The sequence below is a fragment of the Streptomyces stelliscabiei genome, from assembly GCF_014873495.1.
Taxonomy (GTDB): Bacteria; Actinomycetota; Actinomycetes; order Streptomycetales; family Streptomycetaceae; genus Streptomyces; species Streptomyces bottropensis.
On record NZ_JADBGF010000001.1, the window covers coordinates 2369367 to 2385044 of the forward strand.

General features: G+C 71.9%; 11 protein-coding genes. 4 read left to right on the forward strand and 7 right to left on the reverse strand.

Features of this window, described 5'->3' with window-relative positions; genetic code table 11:
* Positions 1–184 precede the first annotated feature (184 nt).
* Positions 185–1225, forward strand: a complete 1041-nt coding sequence (locus tag H4687_RS10355; RefSeq protein WP_046919763.1) for a membrane protein — start codon at positions 185–187, stop codon at positions 1223–1225.
* Positions 1226–1262: 37 nt separating this feature from the next.
* Here the strand turns inward: H4687_RS10355 and H4687_RS10360 are convergent, their stop codons facing one another.
* The 5 genes from H4687_RS10360 to H4687_RS10380 all read right to left on the reverse strand — a co-directional run bounded on the left by H4687_RS10360 (position 1263) and on the right by H4687_RS10380 (position 9145).
* Positions 1263–2342: a S1 family peptidase gene (locus tag H4687_RS10360; protein WP_046919762.1), complete on the reverse strand. Its 1080-nt coding sequence runs from the start codon at positions 2340–2342 to the stop codon at positions 1263–1265.
* A 668-nt stretch (positions 2343–3010) separates the two neighbouring features.
* A complete protein-coding gene (locus H4687_RS10365; RefSeq protein WP_050398500.1) occupies positions 3011–3913 on the reverse strand; it encodes a S1 family peptidase in 903 nt (300 codons plus the stop codon).
* 489 nt (positions 3914–4402) lie between these two features.
* Positions 4403–5587, reverse strand: a complete 1185-nt coding sequence (locus H4687_RS10370; RefSeq protein WP_050398499.1) for an LLM class flavin-dependent oxidoreductase — start codon at positions 5585–5587, stop codon at positions 4403–4405.
* An 84-nt stretch (positions 5588–5671) separates the two neighbouring features.
* Entirely contained in the window at positions 5672–7438 is a 1767-nt protein-coding gene (locus tag H4687_RS10375; protein WP_046919546.1) for an FAD/NAD(P)-binding protein, read from the reverse strand.
* A 492-nt stretch (positions 7439–7930) separates the two neighbouring features.
* Entirely contained in the window at positions 7931–9145 is a 1215-nt protein-coding gene (locus H4687_RS10380) for a DUF5685 family protein (protein ID WP_078907267.1), read from the reverse strand.
* Positions 9146–9448: 303 nt separating this feature from the next.
* Here H4687_RS10380 and H4687_RS10385 point away from each other — a divergent pair, with 303 nt between their 5' ends.
* Complete coding sequence (locus H4687_RS10385) at positions 9449–9892, forward strand: cell division protein SepF (protein ID WP_046914714.1); 444 nt, start codon at positions 9449–9451, stop codon at positions 9890–9892.
* Between the two features lie 51 nt (positions 9893–9943).
* On the opposite strand, the gene H4687_RS10390 is transcribed toward H4687_RS10385, so the two are convergent.
* A complete protein-coding gene (locus tag H4687_RS10390; protein ID WP_046914713.1) occupies positions 9944–11134 on the reverse strand; it encodes an acyl-CoA dehydrogenase family protein in 1191 nt (396 codons plus the stop codon).
* A 99-nt stretch (positions 11135–11233) separates the two neighbouring features.
* Positions 11234–12844, reverse strand: a complete 1611-nt coding sequence (locus H4687_RS10395; RefSeq protein ID WP_046914712.1) for an MFS transporter — start codon at positions 12842–12844, stop codon at positions 11234–11236.
* Positions 12845–13180: 336 nt separating this feature from the next.
* On the opposite strand from H4687_RS10395, the gene H4687_RS10400 reads away from it, so the two are divergent.
* The gene (locus H4687_RS10400; RefSeq protein ID WP_046914711.1) at positions 13181–14374 is read left to right on the forward strand and encodes a glycosyltransferase family 39 protein; all 1194 of its coding nucleotides are present in this window, start codon (positions 13181–13183) and stop codon (positions 14372–14374) included.
* Positions 14375–14612: 238 nt separating this feature from the next.
* Positions 14613–15641, forward strand: coding sequence for a phosphatase PAP2 family protein (locus H4687_RS10405; protein WP_046914710.1), 1029 nt, complete (start codon positions 14613–14615; stop codon positions 15639–15641).
* Positions 15642–15678 lie beyond the last annotated feature (37 nt).

Here is a 15678-nt window from a genome sequence, read left to right on the forward strand (position 1 = left end):
CACGACCGGGCCACCGCCCCGGCCGCGACCCGGCCACCGGCCCGGTCACTCGTCAGCCACTCGGCTCGAACATCAGTTCCCAGCCTCCTCGTCTCCACCATAGACCACTTTTCGAACTTCTGTGCGACCACCATTCGGCTCCATCCCACCTGCGCAAACGTCGTCCGCCCCAGACCGTGGGGACATGACACAGACGTCCGGCCCCGCCCCCCGATCCTTCGCCGGCGAACTCAGGGACGGGATCACACCGCGGGCCACCCTGCTCGTCGTCGGGGTGCTCGCCCTGCAGCTGCTCTTCATCGCCTCGTACGTGGGGGCGCTGCACAGTCCGAGGCTCAGGGACGTGCCGTTCGGCGTCGTCGCGCCGCGGGCGGCGGCCGAGCAGGCGGTGGACCGGCTGGAGCGGCTGCCGGGAGAGCCGCTGGACCCGCGCGCGGTGGCCGACCGGGCGGCGGCGCGCGAGCAGATCGTGGGCCGGGAGATCGACGGCGCCCTGCTGATCGACCCGGCCGGCACCACCGACACCCTGCTGGTCGCCTCCGGCGGCGGTCGCACCCTCGCCACCGCGCTGGCCACGCTCGTCACCGCGCTGGAGCGGCCCGAGGGCCGCACGCTGCGCACGGTGGACGTGGCCCCGGCCGAGACCGGGGACGCCAACGGGCTCACGTCCTTCTATCTGGTCGTGGGCTGGTGCGTGGGCGGCTATCTGTGCGCGTCGGCGCTGGCGATGAGCGCCGGGGCGCGGCCCACCAACATCCGGCGCGGCACCATCCGGCTGGGCGTCCTGGCCCTGTTCGCGATCGTCGGCGGACTCGGCGGCGCGGTGATCGCCGGGCCGGTCCTCGGCGCACTGCCCGGGAGCGTGGCGGCGCTGTGGGGACTGGGGGCACTGGTCGTCTTCGCGGTGGGCGCGGCCACGCTGGCGCTCCAGTGCGTCTTCGGGATCGCCGGCATCGGCGTGGCCGTCCTGCTGGTGGTGATCGCGGGCAACCCGAGCGCCGGGGGCGCGCTGCCGTCGCCGCTGCTGCCGCCCTTCTGGGCGGCGATCGGCCCGGCGCTCCCCCCGGGCGCGGGTGTGTGGGTGGCCCGCTCGATCGCCTACTTCGAGGGCAACGACACCACCGGCCCGCTCCTGGTGCTCTCCGCCTGGGCAGCGGCGGGGGCCGCCATCACCGTGGTGATGGCGGCCCTGAAGAGGAGACCGGCAGAGCGGCCGGTCGACTGATCAGCCGGTCGGCCGGGTCGGCCGGTCAGCCGGTCGGTCAGCCGATCTGCGTGCCCGTCGCCGACAGCGCCTCGGTGACCGGCTGGAAGAAGGTCTCGCCGCCCGAGGTGCAGTCGCCGCTGCCGCCGGAGGTGAGGCCGATGGCCTTGTCGCCGGAGAAGAGCGAGCCGCCACTGTCACCGGGCTCGGCGCAGACGTCGGTCTGGACGAGGCCGTTGACGATGTCGCCGTTGCCGTAGTTCACGGTGGCGTCGAGTCCGGTGACCGTGCCGCTGTGGACCTGCGTGGTCGAGCCGCTGCGGGTGACCTTCATGCCCACGGTCGCCTCGGCGGCCCCGGAGATGGCCTGCGCGGAGCCGTTGTAGAGGTTGACCTCGCTCGGGTGGTCGACGTCGGCGGTGTACTTCACCAGGCCGTAGTCGTCGCCCGGGAAGCTGGAGTCCGCGTTCTCGCCGATGACCTGGCCGCCGGCCGACCAGGTGGAGATGCCCTCGGTGCAGTGACCGGCCGTCAGGAAGAACGGCTCGCCGCCCTTGACCACGTTGAAGCCGAGGGAGCAGCGGCCGGTGCCGCCGGTGATGGCGTCGCCGCCCGCGACGAAGGGCTTGTACTCGCCCTCGGTGCGCTTGAGTTCGGCCTTGGCGCCGAGGCCGTCCACGACCTCGGTGAGTCTCGCCAGTTCGGCCTTGGAGACGGTGCGGTCCGCGGTGACGACGACCTTGTTGGTGGTCGGGTCGGTGGCCCAGGCGGTGCCGGGGATGGTGGCGTCCGACGTGAGGGTCGTCCGGGCGCTCTTCAGCTCGGCGAGGGAGTTCTCGACGAGGCGGGCCTTGGCGCCGGCCGCCTCGACGGTCTCGGCGGCGGACTCGTCGAGCACGTTCACGACGAGGAGCTTGCTCTTCGCGTCGTAGTACGTTCCCGCGGCGTCGGCGCCGAGGTCCGCGTCGAGGGTCCGGGCGAGCTTTCCGGCCGCCATGACGGTGAGCGCTTTCAGCTCGGGGGCCGGCGCGGTCTCACTCGCGTTCGCAGTCTGGAAGGTCACTCCCGCGGCGACCAGCGCGGCGATGCCCGCACCCGTCACGACGGCACGGCGCCTGGGTATGCGTCGGTGCTTCAACTCGCGTCCTCCTGTGGGGGGTTGGCCGAGAGGGGCGTGGGGGCCCGGCTCGGCCGCAATTCGTACGGGCAGGAAGGCGACGGACGAAAGAAAACGCCGCGTCCATGCCAACTCTGCGGCGCCCACTATTCCTAGGCGCACACGGGGCACACAAGGTCGACTTCAGGCCGGGCACACGACGACGGCGCACGCCCCCTATGCCATTACCGTCCGGTAACGCCCCGCCTCACACTCGCAGGAATTCACACTGCAAACACAGGAAGCAACGAACCCCTCCGCAACGAGCGAGGTCTAGTCCTGTCCGAAACTCGCCCCTCGTGGGCCGAACTCAGTGGCGTGTGTTGTCGGTGGAAGGTCAGTGGGGGGGCCGGTCACACAGTTCCCTGCGGCCTTGAGAACAACGACTCTGCGGCCCTGAGAACAACGACTCTGGCGGCCTGAGAACAACGACTCTGCGGGCCCCTGAAAAGGCAGGGGCGCGGCCCCGCCTTTTCAGGGGTGCGGGGAACTGCGCGAGAAGCCCCACCGCCCCGCAGCCGACTCACCGAACGAGGGCGAGCCCCCGCACACATGGTGTGCGGGGGCTCGCCTGTTACCGGCTGCCGCCGGGTGGGGGGCCGGCGCCGGGGGGAAGAGCGCCGGTTCCGTTCGGCCTGATCCCGTTCGGCCTAGTAGACGCTGACCCCGTACGCGCTCAGGGCCTCGGTGACCGGCTGGAAGAAGGTCGTACCGCCGGAACTGCAGTTGCCGCTGCCGCCGGAGGTCAGACCGTACGCCACGCCGTTGCTGCCGTAGAGCGGGCCGCCGGAGTCGCCGGGCTCGGCACAGACCGTGGTCTGGATCATGCCGTAGACGATGTCGCCGCCACCGTAGTTCACGGTCGCGTTGAGGGCGGTCACCCGTCCGGTACGGGTACCGGTGGTGGAGCCGGTACGGATGACGTTGGTGCCCACGCTCGGGGTGGCCGCGCTGGTGATGTCGACGCTGCCCGCGGTGCCGTCCTTGGCGATGGACGTGTTGCTGTAGCGCACGAGACCGTAGTCGTTGGTCGGGAAGCTCGACCCGGCGGTCGAACCGAGGACCGTGGTGCGGCCGGAGTTGGAGTACCAGGTGCCCGCACCGTCGGTGCAGTGACCGGCCGTCACGAAGTAGTAGGTGCTCCCGCTGCGGACGTTGAAGCCGAGGGAGCAGCGCCAGCTACTCGCATAGATGGCGTCGCCGCCCTTGATCAACTTGTTGAACTTGCCCGGCGTCCGCTTGATCGTCAAGGCGCCGGCGTTGTCGCCCGCCGCCTCCTTGATCTTCGCCAGCTCGCCCTGGGAGACGGTGCTGTCGACAGTGACGACGACCTTGTCGGTGGCCGGGTCGATCGCCCAGGCGGTACCCGGGATGTCAGCCTTGAGCACCGATGAGCTGGCACTCTTCAACTCGGACGCGCTGAACGTCTGGGCGCCTGCCGCGTTGGCGGTGGGGACCGTGACGGCGGCCGCGGCGACGAGTCCGGTGGCCACGGCGATCAGCCGAGTCCGTCTCGTTATGCCACTGCGGGGGGTGGTGCGCTTGATCCTCACTGTTCGTTCCCTCCAAAGGGAAGTCGGGGGCCCGCGTGGGGTCGGGGCCCGTGAGGCGCAGATCAGGGACGCGGTCCGGATTCCGGACACGCCGTGTCCCTGACAAGGCGCTGGGGGGAAGTATTCGGCCGTACCGCCGACCCACGCAAGGGTGCCTTTCGGCCTCTCGGGAACCCAACCGGCGCGCCCTCCACTCCAGTTGACCCCATCAGGCCATATGTGCGGGTTCTGTGTAAATCCTGATCGGCTCCCGGCGGGGCCCGATGACGGGTCGTCGGAGCAGGCCGCAGGGCCCGGGAGCGTCGATCACCACTATCGTCGGCCGGGGCGCAGGACACCCTCCGAGGCGCCCGGTCGGAGTACGGGGGTCCACCGCCCGGGGGTGTCCGGAAGTCATCTGTTGGGCCGTTCAGCCGTTCGGGCCCGCCCCCAGGGGCCCTCGACGGCCCGACGCGCGAGCACGGCACCGCCCGCCGCCCCTCCCCACGCTCATGACGCCGCCCCCGTGGCCTTCCCCCGCGCTCTCGCCGTCGCGGCGCACCCGCCGACGGGACGGGCGAGACCCAGGTGCTCGCGGAGCGTGCTGCCCGGATAGAAGGTGCGGAACAGGCCACGGTGCTGGAGCAGCGCCACCGTCGCGTTGACGAGCCGTTCCAGGTCCCGGCGCGGCTCGACGGGGACGAGATGGAAGCCGTCCACGGCCCCGGCCCGGTGCCAGGCGGCGACCAGTTCGGCGAGGTCCACGGGTCCGCCCCGGTACAGCGGGCCGTCGGCGGTCCGCCGTGGACCTCCCCCGCCGTGTCCCGGCTCGGCCGCGTGCTCACCACCGCCGAGATCCACTCCGAGACTGGCCAGCACCCGCAGCTCATCGGGGTCCCGCCCGAACCGGGCCGCCATGTCCCGCAGTTCCTCCCGTACGGCGTCGGCGTGGGCGGGGTCGGTGACCCGCAGGAGGGCCACGTCCGCGTACCGGGCGGCTGCCCCACGGCTCTCCCCCTCGGTCGCGTCGACGACCCGCACGGGACGACCCTGCGGCGACCGGGGCACGATCGCGGGCCCCCGCACACGGGCCCCGGCGTCCTCGGCACTCTCGGCACCCTCGACGCGGTGGCTCCGCTCCCAGCCGCCCTCCTCCCGGCCGTCCTCCTCCCAGCCACCGTCCCCCACCCGGCCCTCGTCCCCCACCCTGCCGTCGGACCACTCGCTCCCGTCGGCACGGACACCGGCGGCACCGTCCTCGCAGCCTGCCCCCCGGGCCGCCGCGTCGCCCTGCCCACCGACGTCCCGCCCCGGCTCATCCCCGGACGCGACGTGCCACCGCCCGAACCGCCGGGCCTCCCTCTGCTCCTGCGGGCCGGGCTCCTCGATCCACCATCCGGCCCGCCCCCGGCTGACCCAGTCGAGCGTCGCCACGGCCGCCCGCGCCCGCGACGGCTCGGCACGCGCCGCCATGGCCGGCACCAGCCCGACCCGCACCGTCTCCGGCGCCACCCGTGCCAGCACCGCGGACGCGTCCGGCCCCGGCCGCCCGGCCGCGTCGCCGAGCGTCACGAAATCCAGCACCCCCCGCTCCGCGAGCCGGGCGAGCTCGACGAACGCCCCCACGTCACCCACCGCGCGCTGATCGATGGCGGCGGCCAGGTGCAACCGCCCCCGACCGTACGACGACTCCATACCGACCGACCTCTCTCCGTTGCTCCGCCGTTCCCGCTTCCGACCGACCGCCCGATCGCCCGTCCCCGCAAGGACGCCGCCCCCTCACGCGGCCGCGCGGCACTCCAGGTCGCGCAGGACCGCGAGTACGGCCCGAGCCGTCGCGTCGTTCTGCCGGAAGGCCGGGCCACCGGTACGCGGACGGGTGAAGGCCCCCGGCGTACGGCTGTTCGTGTAGGGCCCGAGCGCGAAGCGCCGGGGGTGGGGGCGTCCGGCCCGGTCCAGTACGCGCCCGTCCGCGGGGTCGACGGCGACCAGCCCCTCCGCCGTCTCGACGACACCCCCCTCGTCGTACAGCCCGCGCAGCAGCCCGTCGCGGACCCGGGCCACCGTCGGCTCCGGCAACCGCGCCTCGACCAGCGCCCTCGCCTCGACCGATCCCCCGGGCACGGTGGGACTGGACGCCCGGAACACCCCGCCCTCGGCGACCACGCCCATGTCCGCGCCGACGAAGTGCAGGACGCCGGCCCGCGACAGGGCGAGCAGCTGCCGCAGCCGGGGACCAGGCGGCCCGGAGGCGAGGAAGCTGAAGAACCCGTGCCACCAGGTCCCGACGTCACCGAGCCGGATCAACTGCCCGTAGACGGACAGCAGCCCGAAGAAGACCCCGAGGTCGGCGCTGAAGGAGTCATCGTGGCGGCGGGCCAGGTCGGCCTCGACATAGCCGCGCAGCCCCTCCTGGAACTCCTCGTGCGTCCCGTATCTCACGCCCCGCAGCGGACGGTCCAGCGCGGCCAGGTCCAGCCGGTCGGCCACGTCCGGCACCGCCGACGCCACCAGCACCGCCCGTTCGCCCGCGTCCGCCGCCGCGTACTTCTCCTCGAAGTCCGCCCAGGCCATGGCCGTCCGCTCGGGATGCGCGGTGAACAGCCGGTGGTAGTGCGCGAACCCCAGCTCCTTCTCCACCAACGGCCACACATCGCCCCGGAAGTCGAACCCGGCCGCCCGTGACAGCAGTGCGTCGACCTCGGCCGGTCCGAAGAACCTGGGCAGGGGCGGCCGTTCCCCGTCCAGGTCGTACCCGATCTTCGAGCGGTAGGGCACCCCGCGTCGCGACCCGACGTACAGCACGGGCTCCCGCCCGGACGGGTGATACGTCAACTCCTCGTCCCCGTCGCCCTCGTGGCGCACGTACCGCCCGCCGCGCCCCTCCGTCAGCAGCACCAGCAGGTCGACGAAGGCGAGCCCGAAGCCCCGCACGAGCACCGGTTCCCCGGGGGCCAGCAGCGACAGGTCGCTGTCGGCGGTGAAGTCCGGCGGCAGGTGGACGAGCCCGTGGGCGCGGGCGTACTCCGCCAGTTCCCGCTGCTCGTCGTCGAGTTCGGCGTCCAGGTGACCGAGCGCGAGGATGACGAGATCCGCCGGCAGCGGCCGTGGGCGGCCCTCCAGCCACACCTGCTGACGCCCTTCGGCCGGTCCGCTCACCCGGAGTGCCCGCCACGGATGATGGTGGACCTCGACCCCTCGGGGAAGATCGGCGACGGCGTTCTCGTGCACCCAGCGCAGATACTCGCCCTGTATGCGCCGGTCGGGGAAGGTCCGCCCGTCGAGCCCCGCCCACTCGTGCAGCGTGGGCCCCTCCCGTACGGGCCCGTCCATCCGCACCGTCTCGTCGGTGAACATGGTGACGTCCTCGGCCTGCGAGTTCATCCACAGCAGCGGCGACTGGTCCGCCCGCCAGATGCGCCCGGCCCCCGGCGGGTGCGGATCGACGAGATGGATGTCGAAGCCCGTTCCCGCGTACAGCTCACCGGCGTTGGCGGCGATCCGCTCGACCAGTCCGGTGGCACGCGGCCCGGCCCCGACGATCACCAGGGACGGGCGCGCGGAGAACGTGGCGTGAGGGGAGGAAGCAGAGTGGGGAGAGGAGGGGAAGGAAGAGGCAGACGGCATGCGAAAGGCTCCGTGATGTCCGAGTCGAACACGGGTGCCTTCACACGGAGTGCGTCGATGGAGACGGACGCGGGGCGACCGAGCCCCTCAGCAGCGGTCTGCGCCGAGAGTACGGCGACCTTTCCCCTCACTGTCAAGGGTGTCCGAACTGTGGGCGCTCCGTCTCACGTCGGTTGACTCCCTCTCGGATGCCTGTTCCACTTGCTCCATGCATCCGCAGCAGTGGCTGGTCAAGCGCTCCCACATCGACTTCGGTCGAGTGTGGTCCTCCTCCTGTTGAACTGAGCCGACCCCACCGCGCGCCCCGTTTCCGAGGGGCGCCGTTCGCGTTCTCGCCCCTGGCCTTCACACACGCACGCCTCCCCTCGCGTCCGCCTGTTTGCCGATGTTCCCCGCCGTCCGGCTGCCGTCTCAGCAGTCACAAGCACAGCACTCGCACGCCTCGCAGCAGTCACAGTCGCAGTCCCGGCAGCAGCCCTCGCGCTTCTTCCGGGACCAGGGGCCCTCGTACTCCTTGGCACAGCACATCCGGCAGGTGCAGCACAGCAGGGTGAACATCCCGCACCCCGCCCAGAACCCCCGCCGCCGCGGCGGCTGCGGCACCCCGCCGAAGCCACCACCCCCGCCCGCCCCGTAGCCCCCGCCACCGGCGAACGGATTGCCGCCGGCGTACGGTCCACCGGCGCCGCCCGCATAGGGATTCCCGCCGCCCCCGGCGTACGGATCACCCGGCACCGGCGCCCCGCTCCCCCGATGCGCCGAACACACCGGCACGGCGCCGAAGGCCCGGTCCACCGACCTGCGCAACTCGTGCGCCAGCAGCAGATGGGCCAGTCCGCCGTCGACGAAGTCGACCTCGCGCAGGGCGAGTCGGATGCCGTGCAGGGCGTCGTCGGCGAGCCGCCGGGCCTCGGTGAGCGAGGTCCCGGTGGCGGTCAGCGGATTCCACGCGCCCGCGGCGGCGTCAACGGTACGGTCCTCCACCGCGTCCAGCAGATGGGCGAGCCGTCCGAAAAGCCGTCCGGCCTCGGCGAGTGGTTCGGCGTTGCCCGGTCGTCCGGCCAGGATCGCGGTGTGGGCGAAAGCCGCCGCCGTGGCCGTCTCCGTCGGCTCGGTGACCGTCAGCAACCCAGTGCCCGGCCCGGCGAGCGCCTCGATGCCGAGCTGCCGGTCCACCGCGTCGACCAGCACGGCCGTGTCGAACCCGAGGTCGGATCCCGTACGCGCCCCCGCGCGCCCCCAGTTCGTCGCGATCCGGCGCGCGGCGTGCGCCACCGGCTTGCGCGCGAGCAGTCCGTCCCCGTCGGCGACGTGGTCACGGACCTTCGCGGAGGCGAGCACCAGCGAGACGGCGGCGGCGAGCCGCGCGCCCTCACCCTGGGCCACGGAGGCGGTGCGCATCCCGCGCAGCGGGCAGGGCCCGGCGGTGCGCCGCCCTCCGGTGGTGGGCCCGGACTGAGCTTCCGTCAGAACCGAGACCAGCAGGCCGTCATAATTGGTGACAACCCGGGCGAACTGCCCATGGTCCGTGCGCAATGCGAGACACAGACCGCACAGATGCGCCATCCATTGCGTACGCAGCCCTTCGCCGAGGCGATGAGCGCAGGGCCTGACTATTCCGAACACGACACTCCCCCGTGTCTTCGCGCGCCGCCGCGTGCCCGCCGGCGTCGCGGCATCGTAGCCGCCGGAACGTTCACCCGGTCGGCCCCCGACTCACCCATACGCCGCGAACAATATTATTTCACTCCCTGTCAGCAGGTGTGTACAGCGGAGCCCTTGGGGCACATGGACTCTCGACGAATTCGTTCTGCACCAGTACCGTCACGAAACCCCCGTGCGGCGTCTATCCACTTGGCGAGACATCCGCATCATGGACGACGATAGGGATGCGGAAAGCACGAAAGACCGCTGCGAGAGGAGGCGTCCATGGGATCGGTGCGCAAGGCGAGTGCCTGGCTTGGCCTCGTCGACGACAACGATGACGAGCGTTACTACGACGACGACTACGCCGATGAGCGGGAGTCCGGCTCCGGCGAGGCCTGGGTCACCGACCCTCGCGTCAAGGTGGCGTCCGAGTCCGCGCAGGACCACGGCCGCCGGATCGGCACGGTCACGCCGGACAGCTTCCGCGACGCCCGGCACATCGGCGAACTCTTCCGGGACGGCGTCCCGGTCATCATGAACCTCACGAACATGGAGGCCTCCGACGCCAAGCGGGTCGTCGACTTCGCGGCCGGCCTGATCTTCGGTCTGCGCGGCTCGATCGAGCGGGTGTCCAACCGCGTGTTCCTCCTGACCCCCGCCGACACGGAGATCGTCAGCGGCGAGGTCGCGAGCCGTCCGGTCGACGGTTTCTTCAACCAGAGCTGAGGCAGGGCCGCTCGCCGGCGCGTCCCCCGGTCCGCGATCGTCCGACGCGGCTCACCGGAAGGCGTCGAGACCGGTGAGCGCCTTGCCCAGCACCAGTTGGTGCATTTCGACGGTGCCCTCGTAGGTGAGCACCGACTCCAGATTCGTCGCGTGCCGCATCACCGGGTACTCCAGGGAGATCCCGTTCGCGCCGAGAATCGTCCGGGCGGTACGGCAGATCTCGATCGCCTCTCGCACGTTGTTCAGCTTGCCGAAGCTGATCTGCTCGGGACGGAGCCGTCCCGCGTCCATCCGCCGCCCCAGATGGTGGGCGAGCAGAATCCCTTTGTGCAACTCGACCGCCATGTCGGCGAGTTTGGCCTGGGTGAGCTGGAATCCGCCGATCGGTTTCCCGAACTGCTCCCGCGTCCGGGCGTAGGCGACGGCCGACTCGAAACAGGACCGCGCGGCGCCCATCGACCCCCACACGATTCCGTAGCGGGCGTGCGAAAGACAACTCAAGGGGCCTTTCAGTCCCCTGACCTCCGGCAGTACGGCGTCCTGCGGCAACCGCACGTCGTCCAGGACGAGTTCACTGGTGACGGAGGCGCGCAGGGACCACTTGTGCTTGATCTCCGGCGCGGAGAACCCGGCGGTGTCCGTGGGCACGACGAACCCCCGCACGCCCTCCTCGGTCTGCGCCCACACCACGGCGACCCCGGCGACGGACCCGTTCGTGATCCACATCTTCCGCCCGTTCAGGACCCAGTCGCCGCCGTCCCGCTCGGCGTACGTCCGCATCGACGCCGGGTCGGAACCGTGGTCGGGCTCGGTGAGGCCGAAGCATCCGATGACCTCGCCGGAGGCCATGCGCGGCAGCCACGTCCCCTTCTGCTCCTCGCTGCCGAAGCGGTGGACGGCGTACATCGCGAGCGACCCCTGCACGGACACGAGCGACCGGATCCCCGAGTCCGCCGCCTCCAGCTCCAGACAGGCGAGCCCGTACTGCACGGCACTGGCCCCGGCGCACCCGTACCCCTGGAGCGACATCCCGAGCGCCCCGATCGCGCCCAACTCCCGGGCCAGCTCCCGGATCTCGGGCAGCTCCCCCCGCTCGTACCACTCGGCGACCCGGGGCAGCACCCGGTCCGCCGCCCACCTGCGCACGGTGTCCCGCACGGCGAGGTCCTCGGGGTCGAGCAGATCGTCGAGGCCGAGGAAATCGGCGGGATCGAAGGACGGCGACTTCGCGGGCGCGGCCATGGGGAAACCTCCGGCTCATAAAACTAGCGGTGCTCAGCACATTACCCATGGACCGGGCGCCCCGACTCCATCGGACCACGACCGCCGGGAGGCGGCGGCTCAGCGCATCGACTCCGCGCGCACGGACGGTGCCGCCCTGGCCTCCCGCGGGCCCGGCAGGTCCGCGGCGGCCCCGCACTCCATGCCCCGGGGCAGCCTGAGGGCCATCACCGCACCGAGCACCAGCAGCGCCGCGCTCACCAGCAGCGTCATGTGCAGCCCATGGACGAAGGAGTCCCGGGCGGCGTGCCGCAGCGCCTCGCCCGAGGGGCCGCCGAGCCGGTCCGCGACCTCGTACGCCTCGCCGAGCGAGTGCCCGGCGGCGGAGGAGGCCGACGACGGCACCCCCGGCACGGACGAAAGCCCCGGCGTGTACGCCGCGTTCATCACGCTCCCGAGGAGCGCGATCCCGATACCGGCGCCCAGCTGGTACGAGGTCTCGCCGATCGCCGCCGCTCCGCCCGCCGAGGAGGCCGGGGCCTCGCTCAGCATCGACTCGTACGCGCCGAAGAGGGTCGTCTCCAGGCCGAAGCCCAGCAGCACGAATCCGGCGAGCAGCAGGCCCGCGTTGTCGTGGCGCCCCATGGCCGTCAGCAGGACGACCGCGAAGGCGGTGAGGCAGAAGCCGGCGCAGACCATGCGGCGCGGCCCGAAGCGGTGCAGCAGGTGGGAGCCGACGAGCCCGGCGGCCATCGCGGCGATGGTCAGCGGCAGCAGGCGCAGCCCGGTCTCCAGGGGGGAGAGCCCGAGAACCAGTTGCAGATACTGCGCGGCGATCAGCTCGAGCCCGACCAGCGCGAGCATCGCGAGGACGATGCAGCCGACCGAGGTGCTGAACGCGGGGCGGGCGAACATCCGCAGGTCGACCAGCGGATGCCTCCGGCGCCGCTGCCGTCGTACGAACACGGTCAGCAGGCCGGCGCCGCCGAGGAGGGCGAGCGCGGTGCCCGGGTCGAACGGCGGGTGTCCGCCGCCGAGCCGTTTCACCGCGAGGACGACGCCGAAGAGACCGACGGCCGCCATGAGGGCGCCGATCACGTCCCAGGGTCCGTCGCGGTCGCCCGTGGACTCGGGCAGCAGCAGCCGTCCGATCGGCAGGCTCACGAGCATCAGCGGGATGTTGACGAGGAAGACCGAGCCCCACCAGAAGTGTTCCAGCAGGAATCCGCCGAGCAGCGGTCCGACGGCCGCGCCGACGGCGGCGACGGCGCTCCAGACGCCGATGGCGAGCGCCCGTTCGCGCCGGTCGGGGAAGACCTGGCGCAGGATCGACAGCGTGGCGGGCATGATCATCGCGCCGCCGACGCCGAGCAGGGCGCGGGCCGCGATCAGGACCTGGGGGTTGTCGGCGAAGGCGGCGAGGCCGGAGGCGACGCCGAAGAGGGTGTATCCGAGAAGGAGGATCCGTCTGCGGCCGACCCGGTCGCCGAGCGTGCCGAACAGGATCAGCAGCGAGGCGCAGACCAGCGGGTAGACGTCGACGATCCAGAGCAGCTCCATGCCGCTCGGCCTGATGTCCTCGGTGACGGCGGGGACCGCCACGTGCAGCACGGTGGCGTCGACGGCGACCAACAGGAGACTGACGCACAGGACGACGAGGACGACCCAGCGGTTGGCATCGGCCCCGGTGCCCGGACGGCGTCGTGCGGCGGCCGTGGGCGTCCCGGACATGTACGTACCTCCCAGAATGCTCTCGCGTTCGGCGGAACCACGGGGTGGGGACTCCCCTGCGGCCACGGCCCGGGAGGAGCGGCGTCCCGGACCCGCGCAACGAAAGGCGAGCGAGCCGTCAGCGTACGCGAGTCCCGGCCGGTGAAGAGTGGCGGGTGTCTCATGGAACCCTCATGTGACATGTGGCATACGCCACGCCCCGGGCCGCCCACCGGTCCTCCATGACTCCTTCATCACTCGTCCGTGGCTCCCTTGCGGCTCGGCCACCGCCGTCCACCACGGCCCACCACGCGGTGACGTCCCGGCCGGTTCCCGGCTCCGCCGATAATCGAGCGCGTGACCGATCTTGCTACGCGCCCGCCGCCGCCCTCCTGGAGGCGGGCCGCCCCCGCGCTCCTCGGGTACGCCGCCGTGCGCGCCCTGGGCCTCGTCGCCCTCGCCGGGTGGAGCGCGGCACGCGACAAGAGCCCGTGGACGCTGCTGTCGGCCCGCTGGGACTCGCTCTGGTACACGCGCGTCGCCGAACTCGGTTACGGCTACGAGGTGCGCCTGCCGAACGGCGACGTCCACTCGAACCTGGCGTTCTTCCCCCTGCTCCCCTGGCTGGAGCGGGCGGTGTCGGCGGTGACCCCGCTGTCGTACGCCCACGCCGGCCTGGTGGTGGGCACCCTGGCCTCGCTCGCCGCGGCCTGGGGGATCTTCGCGGTCGCCGACCATGTGTACGGCAGGCGGGTCGGCGTCCGCGCCGTCCTGCTGTGGGCGGTGCTGCCGGTCGGGATCGTGCAGTCGATGGCGTACACGGAGTCGCTGTTCACTGCGCTGGCCGCCTGGTCGCTGTACGCCGTCCTGACCGGCCGCTGGGTGACGGCGGGCACCCTGGCCGCCCTGGCCGGGCTGACCCGCCCGGTGGGGCTCGCGGTGGTCGCGGCACTCTGGGCGGCGGCGATCGCGTCGTACGTACGGGACCGGCGACCCGCACCCGCTCCGCCGTCCGGGCGAAGCCTGAGTGACGAGGCGTCGGACGGCGCTCGGTACTGGCCACGCGCCCTCGGGATGCTCCTCGCACCCCTGGGGGCCGTCGGGTACGTCCTGTGGGTCGGCCGGCACACGGGCAAGGGGCCGCTCGGCTACCTCGACGTCCAGGCGGGGTGGCGCAACGGCTTCGACGGCGGCTACGCCTTCGCGCGTTTCGTCACCGACAAGTTCACGTCGTTCCCGTCGGCCCTGGCGGGTCTCGGACTGATCATCGGAGTGGCGTTGATCATTTGGCTGTACGCGGTGTGCGTACGGCAGGGGCAGCCGCTGTCGTTGCTGGTCTACGCGGGGGTCGTCACCGCGCTGGCGCTGTGCGCGTCGAGCTACTTCGGCTCCAAGCCCCGGCTGCTGATGCCGGCCTTCCCACTGCTGCTGCCCCTCGCCCGGGCCCTCGCCGGCGCGCGTACCGCCAGGTCAGCGGCGATCGTCGGGGCCGCCGGGGTGGTGTCGGCCCTCTACGGGGCGTTCTGGCTGAACGGCTCGGGTCCGCCCTGACGGCCGGCCACGGACCGCGAGCGAACGGGTAATTCCACGCAAGCATTCGGTGAACGAATTCAAAAGGGTCGCAAAACGACCGGTCCGTATTAGGCCATGGAATTGAAGGCCAAGTGGCGCAACGATTCGTCATTCAGCAGAAATAAACATCAATATGAGAGGAATCCCACATCACGGCGTCATCACAAAGCCGGTGATTCACGCCGCGTCGGAGCTCACTCGCTGTAACGTCGATTGAGTGCGTACCGAACCAAAGCCGACCCGTCTGGACCGGGTCTTCTCCAGGCTGGACCGTGAGCCGGAACGACCGGCTCACATCGATGTGCCGGGGATGACCCGGCACCGGGTGGTGCTCTTCGCCTCCACCCTGGCCTTCTACGTGGCCATCGTGTGGGCCGTCGTGATCACCTCGTGGCTGGTCCGGCTCGACTGGCAGATCATGTTCTTCCGGCCGTACCAGCAGTGGCAGCAGATCCACGCCTTCCTGGACTACTACGTCGTCCTGGGCCAGCGCGGCCCCACCGCCGTGATGGTCGCCGCCTGGCTGGGCTGGCGCTCGTGGAGACAGCACACCCTGCGCCCGATGCTGGCGCTCGGTGTCTCGCTGCTGCTGCTGAACATCACGGTCGGCGCCGCCAAGATCGGCATGGGCCGGCTCGGCCCGCACTACGCCACCGAGATCGGCGCCAACGAGATGTGGCTCGGCGGCGACATATTTCCTTCGGGACACACCGCCAACGCCGTGGTGACCTGGGGCATCCTGGCCTACCTGGCGTCGACGCCGAGGGCCAGGCGCTGGCTGTCCGCGCTGTCCGCCGTGATCTCGCTCGGGGTCGGCCTCACCACGGTGTACCTCGGTACGCACTGGCTGAGCGACGTCCTGCTGGGCTGGGCCGCCGGTCTGCTGATCATGCTGGCCCTGCCCTGGTTCGAGCCGCTGATCGCCCGCGCCGAGGTCTGGATCTTCTCGCTGCGCGACAGCCTGCGCGACCGTCGTACGGCACCCGCTCCGGCACCCGCACCCGCACCCGCAGCGGTGGGAACGGCCGTGGCGCGAGGGCACGTCGAGGAGCCCGTGACCGTCCGGGAGACCGGCATCGCGGCCCGCGCCGCCCATCCGCCGATCGTGCCGCTGCACCTGTCCACCGGACCCCATCTGGCCAGGTCGGAGAGGGCCCCGGTCACCCCGACCGGCTCCCGCCGGCCGCCCCACGCCGACCGCGTCGCGCACAACGCGACCCCGGCCCGCCCGGTCGCGGGCGGCTGACACGAGGCAGCGGGGCCCGGTACGCACAGCCCATGCC